21 protein-coding genes are annotated in these 23,757 nt (G+C 33.5%); 8 read left to right on the forward strand and 13 right to left on the reverse strand.

The window, feature by feature from the left end; translation table 11 throughout:
- Positions 1-10: 10 nt before the first annotated feature.
- Both HQN85_RS12660 and tilS read right to left on the reverse strand, forming a co-directional pair.
- On the reverse strand, positions 11-493 hold the full coding sequence (locus HQN85_RS12660) for a hypothetical protein (protein WP_173272794.1): 483 nt from the start codon (positions 491-493) through the stop codon (positions 11-13).
- A complete protein-coding gene (gene tilS / locus HQN85_RS12665; RefSeq protein WP_173272796.1) occupies positions 493-1,827 on the reverse strand; it encodes a tRNA lysidine(34) synthetase TilS in 1,335 nt (444 codons plus the stop codon). Before tilS ends, HQN85_RS12660 begins: the two co-directional genes overlap by 1 nt.
- Before the next feature lie 71 nt (positions 1,828-1,898).
- On the opposite strand from tilS, the gene HQN85_RS12670 reads away from it, so the two are divergent.
- Positions 1,899-4,109: an OstA-like protein gene (locus HQN85_RS12670; RefSeq protein WP_317170034.1), complete on the forward strand. Its 2,211-nt coding sequence runs from the start codon at positions 1,899-1,901 to the stop codon at positions 4,107-4,109.
- Positions 4,110-4,119: 10 nt separating this feature from the next.
- Here HQN85_RS12670 and rdgB read toward each other — a convergent pair whose 3' ends face one another.
- Positions 4,120-4,698 carry an RdgB/HAM1 family non-canonical purine NTP pyrophosphatase gene (rdgB, locus tag HQN85_RS12675; RefSeq protein ID WP_173272800.1) on the reverse strand — a complete coding sequence of 193 codons (579 nt, stop codon included), beginning with the start codon at positions 4,696-4,698 and terminating at the stop codon, positions 4,120-4,122.
- Positions 4,691-5,296 (reverse strand): hypothetical protein, encoded by a 606-nt coding sequence (locus HQN85_RS12680; protein ID WP_173272802.1) that lies wholly within the window; start codon positions 5,294-5,296, stop codon positions 4,691-4,693. The genes rdgB and HQN85_RS12680 overlap by 8 nt, the downstream gene beginning before the upstream one ends.
- A 213-nt stretch (positions 5,297-5,509) precedes the next feature.
- Between HQN85_RS12680 and HQN85_RS12685 the strand changes: the two genes are divergently transcribed.
- Genes HQN85_RS12685 through HQN85_RS12695 form a run of 3 tightly spaced genes read left to right on the forward strand, consistent with a single transcriptional unit; the run spans position 5,510 to position 8,383 of the window.
- Positions 5,510-5,995 carry a hypothetical protein gene (locus HQN85_RS12685; protein WP_246249774.1) on the forward strand — a complete coding sequence of 162 codons (486 nt, stop codon included), beginning with the start codon at positions 5,510-5,512 and terminating at the stop codon, positions 5,993-5,995.
- A 60-nt stretch (positions 5,996-6,055) separates the two neighbouring features.
- Entirely contained in the window at positions 6,056-7,417 is a 1,362-nt protein-coding gene (locus HQN85_RS12690) for a peptidylprolyl isomerase (protein WP_173272806.1), read from the forward strand.
- Between the two features lie 3 nt (positions 7,418-7,420).
- Positions 7,421-8,383, forward strand: coding sequence for an AAA family ATPase (locus HQN85_RS12695; protein ID WP_173272808.1), 963 nt, complete (start codon positions 7,421-7,423; stop codon positions 8,381-8,383).
- Between the two features lies 1 nt (position 8,384).
- On the opposite strand, the gene HQN85_RS12700 is transcribed toward HQN85_RS12695, so the two are convergent.
- From HQN85_RS12700 to mutL, 8 genes are all read right to left on the reverse strand, one after another.
- Positions 8,385-9,263 carry a glycerophosphodiester phosphodiesterase family protein gene (locus tag HQN85_RS12700; RefSeq protein WP_173272810.1) on the reverse strand — a complete coding sequence of 293 codons (879 nt, stop codon included), beginning with the start codon at positions 9,261-9,263 and terminating at the stop codon, positions 8,385-8,387.
- Between the two features lie 130 nt (positions 9,264-9,393).
- Positions 9,394-10,248 (reverse strand): nuclear transport factor 2 family protein, encoded by an 855-nt coding sequence (locus HQN85_RS12705; protein ID WP_246249776.1) that lies wholly within the window; start codon positions 10,246-10,248, stop codon positions 9,394-9,396.
- A 76-nt stretch (positions 10,249-10,324) separates the two neighbouring features.
- Positions 10,325-11,311, reverse strand: a complete 987-nt coding sequence (locus HQN85_RS12710; protein WP_173272814.1) for a M28 family peptidase — start codon at positions 11,309-11,311, stop codon at positions 10,325-10,327.
- Between the two features lie 11 nt (positions 11,312-11,322).
- On the reverse strand, positions 11,323-12,783 hold the full coding sequence (gene cysS / locus HQN85_RS12715; RefSeq protein ID WP_173272816.1) for a cysteine--tRNA ligase: 1,461 nt from the start codon (positions 12,781-12,783) through the stop codon (positions 11,323-11,325).
- Positions 12,784-12,829: 46 nt separating this feature from the next.
- Complete coding sequence (locus HQN85_RS12720; protein ID WP_173272818.1) at positions 12,830-13,948, reverse strand: endonuclease/exonuclease/phosphatase family protein; 1,119 nt, start codon at positions 13,946-13,948, stop codon at positions 12,830-12,832.
- Positions 13,948-14,793 (reverse strand): rhomboid family intramembrane serine protease, encoded by an 846-nt coding sequence (locus tag HQN85_RS12725; RefSeq protein ID WP_173272820.1) that lies wholly within the window; start codon positions 14,791-14,793, stop codon positions 13,948-13,950. Before HQN85_RS12725 ends, HQN85_RS12720 begins: the two co-directional genes overlap by 1 nt.
- Positions 14,786-15,493: a rhomboid family intramembrane serine protease gene (locus tag HQN85_RS12730; RefSeq protein ID WP_173272822.1), complete on the reverse strand. Its 708-nt coding sequence runs from the start codon at positions 15,491-15,493 to the stop codon at positions 14,786-14,788. Before HQN85_RS12730 ends, HQN85_RS12725 begins: the two co-directional genes overlap by 8 nt.
- Before the next feature lie 2 nt (positions 15,494-15,495).
- The gene (mutL, locus tag HQN85_RS12735) at positions 15,496-17,343 is read right to left on the reverse strand and encodes a DNA mismatch repair endonuclease MutL (protein ID WP_173272824.1); all 1,848 of its coding nucleotides are present in this window, start codon (positions 17,341-17,343) and stop codon (positions 15,496-15,498) included.
- Between the two features lie 258 nt (positions 17,344-17,601).
- On the opposite strand from mutL, the gene HQN85_RS12740 reads away from it, so the two are divergent.
- Together HQN85_RS12740 and HQN85_RS12745 are read left to right on the forward strand one after the other, a co-directional pair.
- Positions 17,602-19,233 (forward strand): amidohydrolase, encoded by a 1,632-nt coding sequence (locus tag HQN85_RS12740; RefSeq protein ID WP_173272826.1) that lies wholly within the window; start codon positions 17,602-17,604, stop codon positions 19,231-19,233.
- On the forward strand, positions 19,205-21,037 hold the full coding sequence (locus HQN85_RS12745) for a serine hydrolase domain-containing protein (RefSeq protein WP_246249778.1): 1,833 nt from the start codon (positions 19,205-19,207) through the stop codon (positions 21,035-21,037). The genes HQN85_RS12740 and HQN85_RS12745 overlap by 29 nt, the downstream gene beginning before the upstream one ends.
- Positions 21,038-21,117: 80 nt before the next feature.
- Here the strand turns inward: HQN85_RS12745 and HQN85_RS12750 are convergent, their stop codons facing one another.
- Entirely contained in the window at positions 21,118-22,080 is a 963-nt protein-coding gene (locus HQN85_RS12750) for an isopenicillin N synthase family dioxygenase (protein ID WP_173272828.1), read from the reverse strand.
- Positions 22,081-22,303: 223 nt separating this feature from the next.
- Here HQN85_RS12750 and msrA point away from each other — a divergent pair, with 223 nt between their 5' ends.
- Positions 22,304-22,903, forward strand: a complete 600-nt coding sequence (msrA, locus tag HQN85_RS12755; protein WP_173272830.1) for a peptide-methionine (S)-S-oxide reductase MsrA — start codon at positions 22,304-22,306, stop codon at positions 22,901-22,903.
- Between the two features lie 153 nt (positions 22,904-23,056).
- On the forward strand, positions 23,057-23,689 hold the full coding sequence (locus tag HQN85_RS12760; protein ID WP_173272832.1) for an NAD(P)H-dependent oxidoreductase: 633 nt from the start codon (positions 23,057-23,059) through the stop codon (positions 23,687-23,689).
- Positions 23,690-23,757: the final 68 nt, after the last annotated feature.

The raw sequence follows: 23,757 nt of genomic DNA on the forward strand, positions 1-23,757 counted from the left end.
ACGAAATAAATTAATTTCTCATTTCTTCTTGAATCACTAAATACATTTCATTAGGGCGCTGGGTACCTATAAAATATTCCAAACCATCTCTATCAGTTAAAACGATAGCATCTTTACCAGAAGAATAAAAGCGAATGCTTCCTTTTTTATGTAGATTATAAACAGGATTATTAAACATAAAATTACTATACGTTGCTTTGCGCACTTTTGTAATACTGTTTAAGTCTATTTTAACTTTTTTGGCAGTCCACAATCCATCTATCACTACACTTTTATTCTCAATTCGTATTTTATACTGAATAAGAAATAAAAGAATAATTGAAACACCAATAATACCGAAACCAACTACCAGAAAGAGATCAACAGTATTATCCCGATCACGCTCATAAACATAGGCTGCAAAACAAAATGCTGCCATTACAAGCCTAATACATATCCGGATATAATCACGACCAATGTATTGTTTTTCGATATAAATATTTCTGTGATCCATTATGTATTTAACAATTCGAATATAGCAACTTTTTTCGTTGTTGCATTTACTTTATATCTATTGTCCTGCCGTAAACCTGCAACCCAAATTATTTCTCCATTTCCATTAATTATTAAGGGAATTTTTTCTTTTTGTGGCAATGGCACTTTACTATCAATTAAAAAATCGCTGAGCTTTTTATACTGTTTCATTCCTAATGGCATAAATCGGTCGCCATCTTGTTTAAAACGAATAACCAAAGGAAATATCAATTTATCTGCATCTACAAATGCTTTATCTCTGTTATTCTCAACTGCATTCGAATTAGTGTAAGAAATTAAAATATGCTGGTTTTCTACTAAAATTCGTTCATCTTGTGGATGTATAAACTGATTTATATGCGGTTTTTCTTTAGGCAAGGCCGAAATTATAACCTCACTCCGATTGATAGTTGCACGATGTGTTTGGCTATAAAATGAAGTTCCACTCTGTTTTGTTAATGATTCTAAGATTTCATCAACTACCTTATCTGTAAAATGATAGGGTTTTAACAGCTCGAAAAAAATTAATTTCTGAGGTTTTAAGAGTTGAATTTTCTCAATCGAAATATAAAAAGCATCATTATTCTCTCTTGCAATTTCTTGACGAGTTTTCTCAATTACGCTTTGCAAAACTTCTTCAGTTTGGGCGAACCGAGCAATATTCTGTGCAAATGTATGTTCTAAATTTTGATTTATTTCTCGCAGTTGCGGAATAACATTTAAACGTATTTTGTTACGAGCATATTTAGTGCTTTCGTTCGAGCTGTCTTCAACAAAATTGATGTCATTTTCTTCTACAAACTCGTCAATTTGCTGTCGCGATAAAAATAATAAAGGCCTGATTAATTTATCCCTTTTAGGCAAAATACCATGCATGCCACTTATTCCTGTACCACGAGTTAAGTTGAGCAATAGAGTTTCAATAGAATCATTTTGATGATGCGCCAAAGCAATAAAATCATAACAATTTTCTTGTCTTATCGTTTCAAACCATTGATAACGTAAATCTCTAGCTGCCATTTGTATAGACAGTTGATGTTTATTCGCATAAGCTTTTGCATCAAAATGAACTACATGAAAAGGCACATCTAATGTTGTAGCTAAGAGTTTAACGAAAGCTTCATCACGTTGAGATTCATCTCCCCGCAAATTAAAATTACAGTGCGCTATACTAAATTGAAAATCTGCGAGTTTAAATAGCTGAGCCATCAGAACCGAATCTTTACCGCCACTTACCGCCAACAAGATTTTGTCTTGTTTAAGGAAAAGGGCATTTTTTTTGATGTAGTTTGTAAACTGCTGTAGCGGTAACATGTTTCAAAAATATTTAATTTAACCGTGATAAGCTTACATCATTAAAAAAAAATAAAACATAACTTTGTAAAGTGCAGAAATTACGCTTCTTCTTACTTTTGTTACTCTTCCCCAGTATGCTTTTTGCGCAACAGCGGACTAAAATTGAATTAGTTTCTTCTGACCGATTAACTGTGGATACCAAAACAAATATAAATTATGTTATAAATCCAGTATTTAGACAAGATAATGCTACTTTAAGATCTGATAGCGCTGTATTTTATAAAGATCGAAATTACTTTGAAGCCTTTAAAAATGTGCATATTAACCAAGGTGATACTGTAAATATTTATTCTGACTTTTTGAATTATGATGGAAATGCAAAAAAAGCGCATTTATCAAATAATGTAAAAATGATTGATCCGACTTCTACGTTGACTACCAATGTATTGGATTACAATATGGCCACCAAAATTGGGGAATATAGTACTGGAGGAAAAATTGTAAATAAAGATGTAGTGCTTACCAGTAAAAGAGGTTATTACTTTGCCAATACCAAGGATGCTTATTTTAGGTATAATGTTGTGGTTGTTACACCACAAAGCACTATCAAATCTGATACACTACGTTACAACACCTTTACGAATTGGACTTATTTTTACGGTCCGACAAATATAAAAGGCAAAGACGATAATTTATATACCGAAAATGGCGCTTACAATACCAAAAGTGAAAATGCGTATTTCGGCAAAAAAAATCTGTATACACAAAATACGAAATCATTAAAAGGTGATAGCTTATATTATTACGGTAAAACCGGATATGGTAGAGCGGTAAAAAACATTGTATTTATTGACACTTCGGATAGAACACTTTTACGCGGACAATTGGGCGAATATTACAAAGCAGATGAACGTGTCGTCGTAACTAAAAATGCATATTTCGGAATGGCCACTAAAGATTCTATTACGGTAAAAAATAAAAAAATACCTGATACGCTTTGGCTTGGTGCCGATACTTTAGCAACACAAAAAGTTTTACAACACACACTAAAGCTCCTTAATAAACCTATAATTCAGAAAGACAATGAGGTTGGGTCTGAAGATGAAAAAGCAAAAGAAGAAAAGGAGAAAGAGAAAGCCGAAGCCAAAAAAGCTGCAGCAGCGCAAATTGTAAAAAGACCTGTTGTTGTAAATACTGATACGAAAAAACTGAGCAAAAAAGAAAGAAAACTAGCCGAACAACAGGCTAAAGATTTGAAAAATAATCCACCTCCTATAAAGTTATTGGATAGTACAAAAATAAATACAGATAGTGTAAAAAAGGATAGTTTAATAAAAGTTGTACCTCCGCCTACAGTAAATAAAACGATAGCACCAAGCAATAAGGATTCTGTTCAAACCGCTAAAAAAATTGCGCTAAAACCAGATGATAAAAAAGCAATTTCTACTGTTACAAATGGAATTAAGTCAAAAATCGCAAATCCTAATCCACTTAAAAAAGATAGTACTGCGGTTTTTAATCCTGCGGATACAGTAAGAACGCGGGTTATTAAAGCGTTTCACAACGTAAGGGTTTTTAAATCTAATATGCAAGCAAAGGCAGATTCGTTGTTTTATACCGCCGCAGATTCTACTTTACGGTGGTATAAAAATCCCATTTTATGGTCGGAAGGAACACAACAAACTGGTGACACCATTCATGTTTTTTTCAAGAATGACAAAATCCATAGTTTTCAAGTTTTACAAAATGGTTTTTTAGTAAATGTAGAAACCGATTCTACCAAATTTAACCAGGTAAAAGGAAAGAAAATTACAGGCTTTTTTAGAGAAGGAGAATTAAGAAATATGTATGTGGATGGCAATGCAGAAAGCATATATTATTCTAAAGATGATAAAGGGAATTATGATAAAATGAACCAATCTGTGAGTAGCCGAATTAAATTTCTATTTAAAGACAAAGAGCTAACAGACATTTTATACATTAAAGAAGCAGAGGGCGCAACAAACCCAATGAACAAATTACCAAAAGAAACACTTTTAACCGGTTTTATTTGGAAACCAGAGTTAAGACCTGTTAGCAAAGCTGATATTATTAAAGGTAAACCTGCGGTAAAACCTACTTCTAAGAACACTACGGCAAAACCAACAGTAAAAGTAACTGGAAATGATCCATCTGGTATAAAACCAATTTTGCCACCCAAAAAAACTACAGGAGATCTGAATAAAAGCAAAACACTTGTTAAACCTGCCATTGCTCCTCCAGTAAAAGTTGATACTACTAAAACAAAAATTCAGCCTTAAATTAGTAGCATTAGCTCCCTTGTAAAAAGGAAATCAGTTTTTGCATGGCTAATGCTCTGTGACTGATTTTATTTTTTTGCTCTATATCCATCTCCGCAAACGTAATAGAATAGCCATTTGGCTCAAATATCGGATCGTAGCCAAAACCATTTTCTCCTACTGGTGAAGTTCTCAATTTGCCATAAATTACTCCTTCAAAAAGATGATTTTTTCCATTTTTGATTAGAGAAATTACTGTTTTGAAACGAGCATTACGATTGGTGATGCCTTCCATTTTTTGGAGCAAGAATTTCATATTTTCCGCATCACCTCTGGCCCCACTATATCTTGCAGAATAAATTCCAGGCTCATTATTTAGCGCCTCAACTTCCAATCCGCTATCATCTGCAAAACAATCTATATGATAATTTTCTACTACATACGTACTTTTTAAAGTTGCATTTTCAGCAAATGTACTTCCAGTTTCTGGAATATCTACATCACAACCAATACCGGCTAAATTTAAAACCTCATATTTAGGCGCTAATAACTTACTAACCTCTAGTGTTTTATGGGCATTATTTGTCGCGAAAACTAATTGATTAGCCATTTTTTAACTGTTGTAAAGTTGTCCATAGGATTTTTTTACTAGGCTGATCACTATTTAAATCATGCAAATTCGATGTAAAAATTAATCGTGTATTGCCAACTGTAAATAATTGATTTAAGGCTTGCGTGGCTAAACCTAGTTGCTGAGTTCCAACACCGAAAGATAATACCAATTGGCAATTAAAGAACCCTTTTAAATCTTCGAAAGTTGCACCAACATAATTTGCATAATTAACCAATGCAAAATCGCTGTTTGTTAGTTCAATGGCTTTTACCAATTTACGTAACAGCTCTGTACCTTGCTCAGAACTTACTTTATTCTCATTATCATTTACTAAAATCAAAATACCTTTTTGATTTTTCCCTAAGAACTTAAACTCTTTTTTTAGAGCTGGTTTTGGCTCTTCAACAACTAATGGCAAATCTGCAATATCGTTTATTTCCTTTACTGGCGAAGTACCCTCAATTTTTTGGGCGATATCTGGGCTCCTATTAACTAACTCTACAAAAGCATTTTGCACATCATCTTTTACCAGATAAATATCGTCTGTAAAAAATAAACGTAAGGCTTCTGCGTTACTTGTTAGTTGGTTATCCATCATATCTTTTTAATGAAAATTATTTTCTGTTAAAATTAGTTAAATATCTTATTATAGCGCCTTAATTTGTTACTTTTATCCATTAAAATTATATAGCTGTTGTCTTTTGTGAGAAAAGTCTGTTGCATTTTTATTTTATGTTTTTTTGCCTGCGTTACATTTGCACAAAATGTCGCTTCTGTTAATGGGAAATCTATCAGCAGTAAGGAATTTATGTGGGTTTATAAAAAAAATCATGCAGGTATTGCAGCTGCTTCTTATCAAGATTTGGCGTCTTACTTGGATCTTTACATTAATTTCAAGTTAAAGGTAGCTGAGGCGAAAGCAATGAATTTAGATGCCGATACTGCTTATAAAAAAGAGATTAACGGTTACGAAATTGCTTTGAAAGCACAAAAAAAGACTTCTCCTAAAAATATCGATTATAATTTTATTATGAACGAGTATAGAGAAGGTGTGTTAATGTTTAACGTTTCTGAAAAGAAGATTTGGAGTAAAATACCTGATAGCGAAACTGCAATTGAAGAGTTTTACACCAAAAATATAAATGCTTATCAGGGTAAAAGTTATGATGAAATACGGGGACAAGTTACTGCGGATTATCAGCAAAGCTTAGAAAATGCATGGATTAAGACTCTAAGAGCAAAATACACCATAAAGATTAACGAAGACGAACTAAGAAAGCTTGCCAAGCTTTAACCAGCTTATAAAGCGAATAATATTAACTTTGCAATAGAAATACAATTGAACAAAAATAGAATGAAGAAATTTTTATTAATAGCAGGCGGTTTAATGTGTCTGTTTTTAAATGTACAGGCTCAAAAAACAAATCTAGATAAAGTCGTTGCTGTAGTAGGAAATAATATTATCCTATTATCAGATCTAAATCAACAATATGCTATTTATTTAAATCAGGGTAATCCGGCAGATGAAAAAGCAAAATGCTATTTTTTACAACAAATGCTGGTTCAAAAGCTATTAAAACAACAGGCAGAAATAGATTCTATTATGGTTGATGATAGCCAAGTTGATGATGCTTTAGATAAACGTATGCGTTACCAAATACAACGCATGGGCGGACAAGACCGTTTAGAGCAATTCTTGCAAAAATCTGTATTGCAATATAAAGATGAGATGAGACCTGATATAAAAGAAGGATTAATTGCAGAAAAAATGCAGGCAAAAATTACTGAAAATACAAACGTTACTCCTTTAGAAGTTAAAAAATATTTCGAAACCTATAAAAAAGATAGCTTGCCAGATATTGGTACCGAAGTAGAAGTTGGAGAGATTGCTTTATATCCAAAATTAACAAAAGCTGAAAAGCAAAAATACTACGATAAACTTGATGCAATTAGGTTGCGTATTAAAAGTGGTGAAGACTTTGGTTTCTTAGCTAAAACATATTCAGAAGATCCAGGTTCGGCATCTGAAGGAGGGGATTTAGGCTTCTTTGATAGAAGTCAAATGGTTAAGGAATTTACAGCATGGGCATTTAAGTTAAAGGCAGGGGAAATGTCACCAGTTTTCGAAACTGAAAATGGGTACCACATTTTACAAGTAATTGAGCGACGTGGTGAACAAGTACATGCAAGACATATTCTAATTCGTCCACAAACTACTGCTGCTAGTTTAGAGCGAGTTAAGTTAAAGGCAGATAGTATTTACAAAGACATTACCGATAAAAAATTACCTTTCTTTACAGCTGCTTCTACTTATTCAGATAATAAAGAAACTCAATACAATGGCGGAATGATGTTATATGCAGACAATCAAACTACTAGAACTACTTTTATTCCAGTAGAGAAATTAGATCCTACTGTGTTTGTGGTTATTGATACAATGAAAGTTGGAAATATCTCTAAACCTGTCGCATTCAATAATCCGCAAGACGGGAAAGAAGGATATAAAATATTCCTATTAAAATCTAAAATACCCCCTCATAAAGGGAATTTAGATCAAGATTATCCTAAATTTAAAGAAAGAGCGCAGAGCGAAAAGCAAGCCCGTGTAATGAGTGAGTGGTTTCAGAAACGTAAAGAAACTACTTATATTAGAGTTGACGATGAGTTTGCAACTTGCGATGAGATGAAGCTTTGGGTTAATAAGGATAAAAAATAAAGAATGCAGTTTACTAACGAGGTCGAAGCTGTAGACGCCCTACACCAGTCTTTTAAGAACATTAAAGCCGAAATTGGCAAAGTTGTTATTGGGCAGGATGAAATTATAAAATCTGTGCTCATTGCTATATTTAGCAATGGGCATTGTTTATTAGTTGGCGTACCTGGTTTGGCAAAAACTTTATTAGTTCAAACTGTTGCTAATGTTTTAGACCTCGATTTTAACCGTATACAATTTACTCCAGATTTAATGCCCAGCGATATTATTGGTGCAGAAATTTTAGGAGAAGATCGTCACTTTAAGTTTATCAAAGGCCCTATATTTTCAAATATTATTTTGGCTGATGAGATTAATCGTACACCGCCAAAAACACAAGCTGCTTTGTTAGAAGCAATGCAAGAAAAAGCAGTTACGGCAGCCGGTCAGACACATATTTTGCCCCCACCCTTTTTCGTATTAGCAACTCAAAACCCAATTGAGCAAGAAGGTACATATCCACTTCCAGAGGCGCAATTAGATCGTTTTATGTTTAATGTTCAGTTAAATTATCCAGCATTTGCTGATGAATTGACAATTGTAAAAAACACTACGAGCAATAAAGAAGTTAAGTTGGGAAAAATTATCAGTGCTAAAGAAATACAATATTTCCAAAAACTGATTAGAAATATTCCTGTTACCGATAACGTATTGGAATATGCAGTAAAATTAGCTGCTAAGACTCGTCCGAATACTGAATTAGCTTCAGAGACAATTAATAATTATGTTTCTTGGGGTGCTGGGCCACGAGCATCGCAATTTCTAGTTTTAGGAGCTAAATGTCATGCAGCTATTTCTGGAAAATATGCTCCTGATATAGAAGATGTTCAAGCTGTTGCTGAACCTATTTTACGCCATAGAATTGTGCGTAATTATAGAGCAGAGGCTGAAGGTTTAACTATCGAACAGATTATCAAAGATTTGTTTTAAGTTATTTCAACTGTCCCATTAAATTGGGATAATCTGTTATAATTCCATCTACACCCAGGTTCATCATATATTCAATATCTTTTATTGAGTTTACTGTCCATGGAATAATTTTAACACCCATAGCATGGCATTTATCCACTAAATTTTTCCCTACTAAAACAGAATACGGACTATAAATTGTTGGTGTAAACCCTAAATCTTTAATATTATTTTCGAAGTCTTCTTTTTCATCTATACCTAAAGAAGTACGTATTTTAGGATATTTTTTATGCAGATATTGCAACGAACGCATATCAAAAGATTGAATTATTACACGTTTTTCGAGGTTTTTCTTTTTTACAATCTCCATTATAATATCTACAAATTCCTCAGGGCTTGGCTGAAATTCATCATCACCTTTTCGAATTAATTTAGTTTCGATATTATAATCTGGTTTTGCTAATTTATTCAGTTTTACATAGGTCTCAACGGAATCTATTAATTCTCCTAATAATGGTTTATAGGTTTTAATTTTTTGCTGACCTGGGAACCGGGGATGGATTTTACTACCTACATCGAATTTCTTTACTTCATCATAATCCATTTTAAAGATGTTATATTTTTTTTCATCTTTTAATGAGATTGATTTTCCTTCAGGTGTTAAACTATATTCGTGATTGAAATAAGGTTCCTGGGATACTACTGCTTGTCTATCTTTAGAAATTACTACCTCCATTTGTAAAGTTGTAGCACCTAATTGTAGCCCCTTTATCATTGCAGGAATTGTGTTTTCTGGCATAATCCCTCTGGCGCCTCGATGACCTTGAACATCAAACTTTTTTTGAGCTAAAATGTTAAGAGAAATACTTAATAATGAAACGAATAGTAGATATTTTTTCATAGTTGAATTGTATTCAATAATAACGCCAAAATCTAAGAGAATAGTTTATTGGTTCATCATAACTTTCCTAAAAACAAAAAAGGATTTCAGCAAAGCCGAAATCCTTATGATTTATATTTGGTTGTTTAGGTTAGCGTTCTGCTAAGGTGAAAATTTGGCTCATGATATTCCAGTTCCCATCAGATTGACGTTCCCAAATAAAAACATAATGGAAACTCTCACGCAAATCAGTTTTATAATCTATTGTTGCTACGCCAAAAGTATAGGCTAAATCTCCACCTAATGCTTTATCAGCTGAAGTAGTTTTCAAACTAATTTTATCAATCATTCTATTATTAAATGCTTGTATATTTTCTTTTCCAACAATTGTTTCAGTGCCTGGGAACATCAATTGAGCATCTTTATTTAGAAAACCAGCAAATGCACTCGCTCCATAAGATTTTAAGGTAGTATTTAATGTTTTTTCTGTAGTTAGAATTACTTCTCTTCCTGCTTTTAATTCTTTATCTGTGGTATATTTTGGAATAAAATGATCTTTAGGCTCTACAAAATTTGTTGTCACTTTATTTAGTGGCTTATTAGTTTCGGCACCTAAATCTAAAATAAACTTCCAGTTACCATTTTCTACTCTCCAAACTGATAGATAATGTCCATACTCTTTTTTCTCTCCGTTAACTACATAATTTCCACTTGTAAAACCCCAGTTTCCGCTTCTAGATACCCTAGCAAAAGTAGGTCCCCAGTTTAAGTTTTTCATATCTGGCGCAGTAGCGTAAAAAGTTTTTGCATTTACTGGGTTTGGTCTAAAAACTAACGCATCAGATGCTGCATATTTATTAAAAGCAGCTTTTGTTCCATCCTTCAATGCTTCTTCAGCAAATGCTTTTTCTGCATTTACCAAAGATTTTGTGGTGCCATCTGATTTTTGAGCAAATGCACTCACGCTAATTGTTGCAACTAAAACTGAATAAATAATTTTTTTCATCATAATAAGTAAAATAGTGTTGCGAATATATGGTTTGAAGATTAAGACTTCCTAAAAAGTAATTAACAATTACACATTAGATGGGCGATTTTTCTCTATAAATAGTTTCTAGCACTGTTTGACCAACTGCTTTCAAAGTATTTTTGTCGATATTATTTAAATTATCTAATTGTGTATGCCAATTCATGTAAAACCCAACAGCATCTGTGTAATGAATAATGTCGATACAAGGAATTCCTGCTTGATTTACCCAAAAATGGTCATCAATTAAACTCCCAGAAGTTACATTTATAAAATAGGCCGAATAACCAATTTCATTTCCAATATCCCAAACTTTTTTAACGATAGTAGGTGCATATTTTCTTGAAATCTCATCTTGAGCAAATTGTGCACTTGAACCACCAACCATATCTAAGTTAATGGCATATAAAGGCTTATACCCTTTTACTGGAGGATTTTTAGACCAATATTGAGAGCCAATACACCATGTGGTTTCATTTTGAGATTCATCATTTGATTTTCCATAATCTTCAATATCCCACAAAATAAAGTCCACCCCAACATTAGGTTGCTTTTGCTGAATTTGACGAGCCATTTCTAACATCACAGCCACTCCACTTGCACCGTCATTTGCTGCATCAAAAGGTTTATCATGCATCGTTGCATCAGGATCTTGATCTGAAAATGGACGAGCATCCCAATGAGCCGTTATTAAAACTCGTTGTGTTTTTTCAGGGTTAAATGCTGCAATAATGTTTTTTAATCTGTGACTTTTGCCGTCGTATGTTTTGGCAGGCGCCTCTTGTACAAACACATCTCCACCAAAAGATTTAAATTTATTTACCAAATATTTAGCACAGTTAGCATGGGCTTCAGTAGATGGAATTCTTGGACCAAAATCAACTTGAGCTTTTGTATATGCAAAAGCACTGTCTGCATTAAAATCTGGAGAAGTTAGTTTTACAACCTGTTCAGTTTCTTCTTTGGTTTCTTTTTTATCAGATGTACAAGTCTGAAAAGTGAAAATTGCTATTAAAGCAATGATTAAAAAATTTCTATTCATTTGGTAAATGATTAAGATTTACTCCATGTTGTTCCGTCTTTGCTATCTTTCAATTGAATGCCAATATTTTGCAAGCCTACGCGTATCATATCAGAAGTTGCGTAATCCTTATTCTCTTTGGCATCTTTTCGCAGGGCGATAACCATATCTAAAACTTCATTTAGCTCTGTATTACTCGTCTCTTCATCTTTCAAACCAAAAACTTCAAAGATAAAATCATGCATTAAGGTTCTTAATTTATCTAACTCTGCTGTAGAGATTTTTAATGTGCCATCATAAACTGTATTCACAATTCGAGCTGCCTCAAATAATTCAGCAATCACTACAGGACTATTAAAATCGTCGTTCATTGCATTTTCACAATTCACACGAAGTGGATCGATTTCTACCTCTCCCTTTTCGCTTGCCACAAGTTTTGGCAATAAGCTAACTGCATTCATTAATCTTCTAAAACCTTTTTCAGAGGCATCTAAAGCATCATTAGAAAAATCTAGCGTACTACGATAATGTGCTTGTAGCATAAAAAACTTAACCGTCATTGGACTATATCCTTTGCGCAACAGCGGATGATTTCCGGTAAATAATTCTCCTGGCAAGAAACCATTACCTGCAGATTTAGACATACGTGTGCCATTTACCGTCAACATATTGGTATGCATCCAATATTTAGCAGGCTGATGATGGCTACATGCTTCAGATTGTGCAATTTCATTGGTATGGTGTGTTGCTGCTAAATCCATTCCACCGCCATGTATATCAAATTCCTGCCCTAAATATTTAGCACTCATTGCAGAACATTCGATATGCCAACCAGGAAAACCCATTCCCCAAGGTGAAGTCCATTGCATTAGTGTTTCTGGCTTCGCTTTAATCCAAAGCGCAAAATCCAATCTGCCATGCTTATCATCCTGACCACCTAACTCTCTGGTGTTTGCCAACATATCTTCTAAATTGCGGTTGGTTAAAATGGTGTAGTTATATTTCTGACTATATTTTTCTACATCGAAATATATAGTTCCATCAACTTCATATGCATAGCCGTTATCGATAATTTTTTTAATCATTTCGATTTGCTCGATAACATGACCAGTCGCGGTTGGTTCTATACTTGGTGGCAAGGTGTTAAATACTCTCATCACATCGTGGAAACCTAATGTATATTTCTGAACAATTTCCATTGGTTCTAATTGCTCCAATTTGGCTCTTTTTGCAAATTTATCATCGCCCTCGTCTCTATCTCCCTCTAAGTGACCAGCATCAGTTATATTTCTAACATAGCGTACTTTATAGCCACTATACTTTAAATATCTGAAGATTAAATCGAATGAAATAAAAGTGCGACAATTACCCAAATGTACATCACTATAAACTGTTGGCCCACATACATACATGCCTACGTGAGGAGCATTTAAAGGCTTAAATAGTTCTTTTTTTCGTGTAATGGTATTGTATAATTGAAGATCTTGTTTCATGTTACAAATGTAAATAAAAAGCAGTTAGTAGATAGGCTAAGCTACATTATGGCTTTGTGGTTTTTAAACGTAAGTCACTACGTAAAGGAAAATGATCAGATAATTTAGCTTGGATAATGTGATAATTTGTAACCTCAATATCTTTAGTTGTGGCAATATAATCAATTTGAAAATTGGGAAATTTACCGTTATAAGTCCTACCTAATCCCTGTCCTTGTTTGATAAAAGCATTATTAAGCGAATCAGTAATTTTAGTCACGGCATAAGATGCGGGTGTATCATTAAAATCGCCTGCAACTAAATATGATGTGGTGCAAGTTTTCATATGTGCTTTTACTAAATCAACTTGTAAGCTACGTTTCTTAAATGCATTTTTTAGCATGCGCAAAATTCTTTTAGAAGAATTCATTTCTGCATCCATTTCTTTAGTTACTTTTTCTAGATATGAATAATCTTCTCTACCAAATGAAATGGATTGCAAATGAACATTATATACTCTCAAAGGACTTCCATTCACATCTAAATCCACAAAAATACTTCCATTTCCTGCATCAGGACCAAAAGTTATATTTCCTTTATTTTGTATGGGATATTTGGAAAAAATAGCTAAACCAATTGCCTCAGATCGGCTTTCCATTGTTGGTTGAAAATAGTAGTACTTTGTATTTAACAGTTTCATTAAGCTATCTACGGTATCGTATGGACCTTTGTAACGGCTATAAAATTCTTGGAAACAGATTACATCAGGATTTTGAGTTTTAACAATTCCCAACATTTTTTCTTTTACTTTTTCTGTTATTTCTTCGCCGTAAGGTTTAAAATTATGCACATTGTAAGTCATTACTCTCACTAAACTAGCTTCTGCTTTTTCATTTTCCCCAGCATTACCGAAAAGACCAAATGTAGCAATTAAAGCATGCCAACCCGTACCAATAATTATAATCGTTAATAGGAAAAAAATCCATTTTTTACGTAAAATCCAATATAGGATTAAAATGATGTTTGCTAATAAAAAGAATGGATACGCTAATCCAAAAAAGGCAAGAATAATATGTTGACGAGGATCATTTTTACCAGCAAGTGCCCCACATATTAGGCCTACAGCAACTAGTATTGCTATAAAAATAATCAATCTATCAAAAAAGGTTAATTTACTTTTTTTCATTAATTCTTGCTTGCCTTAAACAAAGTCTCTTTTTCCTCTTTGCTTAATTTATCATATCCGCTTTTAGAAATTTTATCTAATATCGTATCTATTTCTTTTTGATTAACAACGTTTTCCTGTTTTTTCACATTTTCATTTCGAACTACTTTAAGTTTGGGCTTTTTCTTAAAAATGATACTCAAATCAATTCCATTTTGCAGCAATTTAACATATGAAAACCCAAAAATTACACCTCCCAAATGAGCTAAGCTTTCGCCAGCATTTGTGGATGTTGTCCCTAATAAATCTAACAAAACGTAAACCAATAAAAGGTATTTAATTTTTATTTCGCCAACAAATAATAAACGAATGCTATAATTTGGAACTAACGTTACTAAGGCTGTAAAAATTGCCATTACACTTGCCGAAGCACCTATTAACGGGATATTCGCCGTGGTTTTAAAAGCAGGAACAATTGAAAAAATTACAGCGTAAAAAATTGCCCCTAAAATTCCTCCGCCTATATACAACACATGAAATTGGCGTGGTTTAATAAAATCTAAAAGAAGCTGACCCATCCAATATAACCATAACATATTGAATAAAATGTGAAAGAAATCAACGTGAAAAAACTGATAAGTCAACACCGTATAAAAGTGACTTAGCCATAAATCAGGAAGCGATGGGAAAGCTAGATAATTAGCTATCAAATCATTAATTAAGCCGCGATAACCAGCAAAAAAAACCATTACTGACGCTAATGAAACCAGCACAAAAATTAGAATATTAATGCCTATATAAAGAAAAACTGGATTTCCAGATTTAAAAAACTTAAGCTTAAACTCGTTCCACAAATTGCTATTCATAATAATTGTAAAATGTGTTTTTATCCTTCCAAAGTTTCACTAAAATAAAGCCAATTAAAGCCCCACCCAAATGGGCAAAGTGAGCCACAGAACCTTGGAATTTGCCAACTCCTAAGAAAAGCTCTACCAATACATAAATTGGCATAATATATTTTGCTTTTACTGGCACTGGAATAAACATAATAAACAGTTCTGCATTTGGATACAGCATTCCAAAAGCAACTAGCAACCCAAAGATAGCACCAGATGCACCAAGCATTGGACCATAATAAATGCTACTTAGAAGCTCCATTTTATCTTGAGTAACATTTATACTCTGGGAAACATCAAAAGTCGCACTACCTAAAACCGAATAAACTTCATACGCCTGAACCGCCCATTGTAAAGCCAAAGCCCCTAAACCAGTAATGAAATAAAAAATCAAAAATCTTTTTGCTCCCCACCTCTGCTCTAAAATACTTCCAAAACTATATAGTGCAAACATATTAAATATGATATGGAAATAGTCTACTGGACTATGCATGAACATATAAGTAATAGGTTGCCAAAATCTAAAAGAAGGCGAATCAAAATAGAAGACAGCAAGGTATTGTACCAATGTATAAGAACCGTTATTACTGAAAACTAAGGTTGCAATAAAAAATATTACATTAATAATTAGTAAATTCTTTACAACTGGCGGTATATGTATATTATTCATATTTATTTATCAAATTTCTGAGCGATTTCTGTTAACGCAATGGTTTGTATAACTGGTTTTCCACTAATGCTAAAATTAGGACTTTTACACGCAAAAAGTTCTTCAATTAACGTATTCATTTCTTGCTGACTTAAAGCTGTTCCACCCTTTATGGCACTATTTTTCGCCATACTTCTCGCCAATGCATCTCGTTTATCTAATTTGAGTTCTTGTTGGGAGTTTTTAAAACCTTCAATTAAATGTTCAAACAATTGAGTTTCGTTAATACCTGTACTTCCTAAATCGACTGGAATACCTTCAATTACCAAAGTATTTTTACCAAATTCTCTCACCTCGAAACCTAAACTCTTAATATCATCTAGTAAACTTTTAGCTAATTCATAATCATTTGGGCTAAGCGTTACCGTTTGTGGAAATAAGCTTTGTTGCGATGCTCCTTTTCTATCATCCAAATGCAGCAAAAATCTTTCATACAAAATCCGTTCATGTGCAGCTTGTTGGTCGATGATCATTACACCAGATTTAATTTGAGAAACAATATAACGATGATGTATCTGCATAAATTGTTTTTGCACTGGTTCAAATTGATCATCTTTCTGACCTCCCAAATCTATAGAAACTTGTTCTGGAATATGATGATTACTTATTTCGTACAAAGAGCCCCAATTTTTACTTGGAGCTATATTTCCTTTACTCTCATTTCTAGAAAAACTAGTTTCTTTTGTAGTAGTTTTTGCGGTACCAAAAGGATTAAAATCTGGATTAAAAGCAATACTTGGCGGCACGATATCTTCTGGTGCTTTATGACTTATCATACTGCTAAAACCAGTTTCTTGATTAAAATCTATGGTGGGGCTGATATTAAAGCGGCCTAATGATCTTTTTACTGCCGAATGGATGATTGCGTAAATCGATTTCTCATCCAAATATTTAATTTCAGTTTTTGTTGGATGAACATTTACATCAATTTTTGAAGGATCAATATCAATAAACAATACGTACAATGGAAAATTGTCATCGGGTAATAGCTCTTGATACGCTTTATTTACGGCATGATTTAAATAGGCATCCTTTATAAAACGATCATTCACAAAAAAGAACTGTTCACCCCTGGTTTTTTTGGCAAATTCTGGCTTTCCAATAAATCCTTTTAGGTTAATAATGGTTGTTTCTTCTTCTACCGGAATTAATCGCTCGTTGTAATTATTACCAAATAAATGCACAATACGTTGTTTCATGGCAGATGCTGGCAAGCGATAAACTTCTAATCCATCATGATGTAAGCTAAAAGCAATATGTGGTTTTGCCAATGCAACACGTTGAAATTCATCAATAATATGACGCATTTCTGCTGGGTTGCTTTTTAAAAAATTTCTTCGAGCTGGTGTATTGTAAAAAAGATTTTTAATACAAATACTAGTTCCATTTGGACTTGCAACAGGTTCTTGTTTTATAAAAGAAGCACCTTCAATCTGAATCAATGTTCCCAATTCATCTTCATGACGTTTGGTTTTCATTTCTACTTGCGAAATCGCTGCAATAGACGCCATGGCCTCGCCTCTAAATCCCATCGTACGAATAGAAAATAAATCTTCAGCTTTACGAACTTTAGAAGTTGCATGACGTTCAAAGCACATTCTTGCATCTGTAATTGTCATTCCACAACCATTGTCTATAACTTGGATTAACGCCTTTCCCGCGTCCTTAATAATCAATTGTATTTTATCTGCACCTGCATCTATGGCGTTTTCGAGTAATTCTTTTACCGCTGATGCAGGTCTTTGCACCACCTCTCCTGCTGCAATTTGATTGGCAACACTATCGGGTAAAAGTTGTATAATATCAGACATCTATATTCTTTAGTAAGGCTGCTAATTTAGCGAAAATAAGGCTAATCTTGGGTACAAAAATTGATTGTTTAATTGTCAAATTGATATTCAAATTCATTTTTTTAAATAGTGCACAGCCATAATCAAACAAATTGAGATATTTCAATCTGTAAGGAGATGATATGGATTAAAGGTCGAATCATGCTTTTTAATACAGGCATCTACCGCAATCCCAATTTTGTTACTTGAAAACTGCTAACTGATTTATATCTTTAAAAAATGAAAAGAATTCTCCCATTATTGGCACTACTCCTAATTTTATTTGGGTGCAGCAAGCCAAAAGCAGATTTACTCATCTATAATGCAAAAATTTACACTGTTAACGACAAGTTTGATATAGCAGAAGCGATAGCAGTTAAAGATGGAAAAATTTTAGCAGTTGGTAGCAGTGCCAATCTTCGTAAACAATTCGGTGCAACGGAAGAAATAGATGCACATGGAAAAGCTATTTACCCAGGATTTATTGATGCACACGCTCATTTCTTTGGATATGGCGAAAGTTTACAAAGTGCTGATTTAACAGGAACAACGAGTTGGGAAGATGTGCTGAAACGTTTAACAGAATTTGCAAAAACACATCCTGATGGGTGGTTAACTGGTAGAGGCTGGGATCAAAATGATTGGCAAAACAAGCAATTCCCAAGTAAAGAAAAGCTTGATGAATTGTTTCCGAACAGACCAGTTTTATTGGAGAGAATTGACGGACATGCATCTATAGCTAACCGAAGCGCTTTAAATGCCGCTGGCATAACAAAATCATTTGCATTAACTGGCGGTGACATTGTAGAGAAAGATGGAAAACTAACAGGTTTACTTGTCGATAATGCTGTAGAATTAGTTTCATCTAAAATACCTCCTCCGGATGAGAAAAAAGCAACAAAAATTTTATTAGATGCACAAAAAAATTGTTTTGCTGCTGGTTTAACGACTATTGATGATTGCGGTTTAAATTTTGACGCAGTAGAATTTATAGAGAAAATGCAAAACAACAAATCGTTAAAAATGCGCATGTATGTGATGCTTTCTGATGCTGAAAAAAATTATGATTACTTATTTAAACGTGGAAAAATAAAAACCGATCGTTTAAATGTTCGATCATTTAAAGTATATGCTGATGGCGCTTTAGGTTCTCGTGGTGCTTGTTTATTGCATCCATATAGCGATATGCCAACTAAATCTGGTTTTCTATTAAGCAATCCTAAACATTTTGAAGAAGCTGCCAAAAAAATTAACGAACATGGTTTTCAAATGTGTACGCATGCCATAGGCGATTCGGCTAACCGCACTATCTTAAAAATATATAATCAGGTTTTAGGCGGAAAAAATGATAAACGCTGGCGGATAGAACACGCTCAAGTTGTAGCGCAAAGCGATTTTAATTTATTTGGAAGCGCCAACATTGTACCATCAGTGCAACCTACACATGCAACTTCTGATATGTACTGGGCAGCAGTTCGTTTAGGAAAAGAAAGAGTAAAAGGAGCATATGCCTACAAACAATTGTTAGATCAAAATGGTTGGATACCTCTAGGAACTGATTTCCCAGTAGAGCAAATAAACCCAATGTTTACTTTTTACGCTGCAACTGTTAGAGAAGATGCTAAAGATTTCCCGAAAGGTGGATTTCAAATGGAAAACGCCTTAACACCAGAACAAGCATTAAGAGGAATGACGATCTGGGCAGCAAAAGCAAATTTTGAAGAAAAAGAAAAAGGAAGTTTGGAGGTTGGAAAATTTGCTGATTTCGTGATGTTAGAAAACGATATTATGAAAGCAAATCACCAACAGATATTACAAAATAAAGTGTTAAAAACCTACCTAAATGGAGAAAAAGTATATGAAGCAAAATAATTTAATCGGCATAATTGCCACTTGTTTAACTGTAGTTTTCACAATGAGTGCATGCGCTCAAGATCATAGACAAAATGAAAACCGATTAAAAAATATAAATGCAATTGCCAATAGTTCAGTTTTATTAAACAATCAACAGGGTTTTATTCCAGTTACTAAACTGGCCGATAAAAAATTCGTTTCTGTTAATTTGGGTTTCGAATACCAATCTTCATTTGATAGTTTATTAAATAAATATGCTGAAGTAAAATCAATAAGTTCCGAAAAATACCGTGATTCAGCTACATTAAATGATTTAGCTGATGATTTAAAATATTATAGCACTGTAATTATCAGCATTACAGATAAGATGGCAAACAACGGTCGCTTTTTAAATTTTATAAGCGATGTTGCTAAACATAAAGATGTGGTTTTAGCCGTTTTCGGTGACGGAAAAAGCCTTAGTTCTTTTGATAATTTAAGCGCCCCTATTGTTTGGAGTCCACAAAGTAATAATGAAGCAGCAATGGTTGTTCCGCAGCTTATTTTTGGTGGAATAGCAACACAACAAACCTTAACTAAAGGGTTTTCTGCAAAATATACTGCAGGTTCGGGTTTTAAAACCACCGTTACCCGTTTAAAGTATTCTGTACCAGAAGACGCAGGTGTAAATACCGAAGACTTAAATGAAATTGATAAGATTGTTGCTGAAGGAATTGCAGGAAAAGCTTCACCGGGGATGGTAGTTTTGGTTGCTAAAGATGGCAAGGTGATTTACAATAAAGCTTTTGGTTACCATACTTACGATAATGTTATGGCAGATAAAGTAACTGATATTTTTGATTTAGCATCGGTTACCAAAGTTACCGCAACAACGCCAACTGTAATGCGCTTGGTAGAAGAAGGAAAATTGAAGTTAGATACCAACATTGGTTATTACATTCCAAGGGCTAGAAATACACCAATGAATGCTATTAATGTTCGAGAAGTAATGCTGCATCAAGCAGGATTTATTCCTTACATCCCTTTTCACAATTACATTAAAGAAGGGGACTATAGCCGTGATTCATCAGCCGCCTATCCAACAAAAGTGGCAGATAGATATTACATTAAAAAAGGATTTTTTAGTGATTTTATGTGGCCAAAAATGTTAAACTCTCCTATAAAAACTCGTGGAACATATGTGTATAGCGATATTAGCATGTATGTAATGCAAGATATTGTTGAGCACATTACAGAAAAACACGAAGAACAATATGTGTTGGATAATTTTTATACTCCATTAGGTATGCAAACAGCAGGTTATTTACCGCGTAATCGTTTCAGTAAAGATCAGATTGTACCTACGGAAGATGATCAGGCGTTTAGAAAAACATTGTTAGAAGGCTATGTACACGATCAGGGTGCTGCTTTAAAAGGTGGTGTTGCTGGTCATGCAGGTTTATTTGGTAGTGCAAACGATTTAGCGATTTATTATCAGCTAATGCTAAACAAAGGTACTTATGGTGGCGAGCAATATTTCAAACCGCAAACGGTAGAGATGTTTACTAGCAAACAATCTAATGTAAGCAGAAGAGGTTTAGGTTTTGACCGTTGGGATCCAGATTTGACTAAAAAATATCCTTCAGAATTAGCATCTCCTCAAACTTTTGGACATACAGGTTATACAGGTATTGGTGTTTGGGTAGATCCATCTAGAGGGTTGGTTTATATTTTCTTATCCAATCGTGTTAATCCAACTGTAAGTGAACAACTAGGCCGAATGAATATCCGCCCAAGAATACAAGATGCAATTAATAGAGCAATTGATAAAGGAAAGAAATAATTTAGCAATTTTTAAAATCAGCTTAAAAACAAAAGGGGTTTCACAATGTGAAACCCCTTTTGTTTTATCATTAATACGACTTACTTTTTTAATCCAATCTCTCTCAATCTTTCATCTAAATATTCTCCAGCAGTCATATCACTATATGCTTTTGGATGTTCTGCATCAATGCAAGAACTCAATGAGGTTAAGTCCATATCGCTACGCGGATGCAAGAAAAATGGAACTGAGAAACGTGAAGTTTTCATTAATTCAAGTGGTGGATTTACCACTCTATGTGTTGTAGATTTTAATTTGTTATTTGTTAAGCGTTGCAACATATCGCCAACGTTTACCACTATATCAGTATGTTCTGCTTTAATGGCTAACCACTCGTTACTACGGGTTAAAACTTCTAAACCATCAGCACTTGCACCAATTAATAAGGTAATTAAGTTAATATCTTCATGCGCCCCAGCACGTACAGCATCATCAGGTAATGCCTCTGGATTTTCAATTGGGAAATAGTGAATACCTCTTAAAATAGAATTTCCATTATGTACATGTTTATCAAAATAGTTAATTGGTAATTCTAAATAGGTAGCAATTGCTCGTAAAAGATGCTTACCATTTTCTTCTAATTTTTTATAAATCTCTCTAGTAACAGGATTAAATTCAGGAATTTCTTCTAATACTTCGTTATCAGGGTATTCATTTTTGATTGGATCTCCATCACTAACTTCTTGTCCAATTTGCCAAAACTCTTTTAAATCTGCGGTTTTGGCACCTTTTGCAGTTTCTTTACCAGCGCTAGTATATCCACGTTGTCCAGCTAATTCTGGCTTTTCATATTTGCGTTTAGTTTCTACAGGTAAAGCAAAAACGCCTTTAATATTTTTATATAATTTATCAATCAATTCCTGACTTACGCCATGATTGGTAATGGTTACAAAACCAGAATCGTTAAAGGCTCTTCCTAACTCATCAGAAAACTTTTTACGTTGTTCTTCGTTTCCATTAATGTATGTACCTAAATCAAGGCATGGGATATACGGTGTAGACATAATATTTTATTTAATGAACATTAAAATTAGAAAAGATATGTTAATAAATCTTAACCGCTTTGTTTTTTGTTATTTAACAATCTAACTAACAAAATGTTAAGTTATTAACAAAATAATTTAATTCACAACTAAAAATACAATTTGTCAAGGTTAAGTCCCTTTTTAATTTTAAAAATCTATACCATTTTTGTTTTACGTATTATTACTTAAGTAAAATATCAAGATGAAATATATCTCAATTATGGTTTTAATTCTTTTATCTATGCAAGATGCTGATGCTCAAAAACAAAAATTACAAAAAGCAACTTTCGGAATGGGTTGTTTTTGGTGTACCGAAGCTTTATTTCAACGTTTAAACGGTGTTAGCAATGTAAAGTCTGGTTATGAAGGTGGCGATGTTCCTAACCCAACTTATGAAGAAGTTTGTACAGGAACTACAAATCATGCCGAAGTTATCGAAGTAACTTATGATCCTGCAAAAATTAGCTACGATGAATTGTTAGAAGTTTTTTGGAAAAGCCACGACCCTACTACCTTAAATAGACAAGGAGCAGATGTCGGCACCCAATATCGCTCTGTTATCTTTTATCATAGTGATGAACAAAAAGATATTGCAGAGAAATATAAAGCAGCTTTAAATAAAGACAATGCTTTTGGCAAACCTGTAGTAACTACTATTGTAAAAGCTGAACCTTTTTATGTGGCAGAGAACTATCATCAAGATTATTTTGTAAAAAATGGGGAGCTACCTTATTGTCGTTTAGTGATTTTACCTAAAATGGAAAAACTAGAAAAACTATTTAAAGCGAAGTTGAAGAATTAACATCAAAAATACCTTAAAAGCTGAACTAACGTTCAGCTTTTTCTTTTAGCAATCAAATTGTCATTACATCTAAAATGACAATTTACTTATCATACATCAAGAAGAGATCAATTTATAATAATCACTTTTGTTGTATAAAATGAAATATATAAAATGAGTTTAATAGAAGCATTAAATTGGCGTTATGCCACTAAAAAAATGAACGGCAAAGCTGTTCCGCAAGAAAAAGTAGATTTGATTTTAGAAGCTGCACGTTTAGCACCAACTTCTTCTGGCTTACAACCTTTTAAGGTTATTGTAATCACTAATCCAGATTTAAAACAAACACTTTTACCACATTCATTTAATCAATCTCAAATTATAGATTCTTCTCACCTTTTGGTTTTTGCCGCTTGGGATACATATACAGAAGACAGAATTAATGGTGTGTTTTCACATACACATAACGAACGTGGAACTCCTCCAGAAAGCACAACGGATTATCAAAAAATGTTGATTAATAGTTATGTGCCTAGAAGTGAAGATGTGAATTTTAACCATGCTGCACGTCAGGCTTACATAGGCTTTGGGATGGCATTGGCTGAAGCAGCTATTCAAAAAGTAGATGCTACACCTATGGAAGGATTTAACAATGCTGAATATGATAAAATTTTAGGATTGAAAGAAAAAGGATTAAAAAGTGTTGCAATTATGCCATTAGGGTATCGCGATGAGACTGGCGACTGGTTAGCAGGCTTGAAAAAAGTACGTCAACCAAAATCAGAATTCATAATCGAATTCAAGTAAAATACACAACTGTAAAACGGATGCTCTGCAATAAGGCATCCGTTTTTTTATGCCTTTTAAATTGTAAA

The sequence above is a fragment of the Pedobacter boryungensis genome, from assembly GCF_013204825.1.
Lineage (GTDB): Bacteria > Bacteroidota > Bacteroidia > Sphingobacteriales > Sphingobacteriaceae > Pedobacter > Pedobacter boryungensis.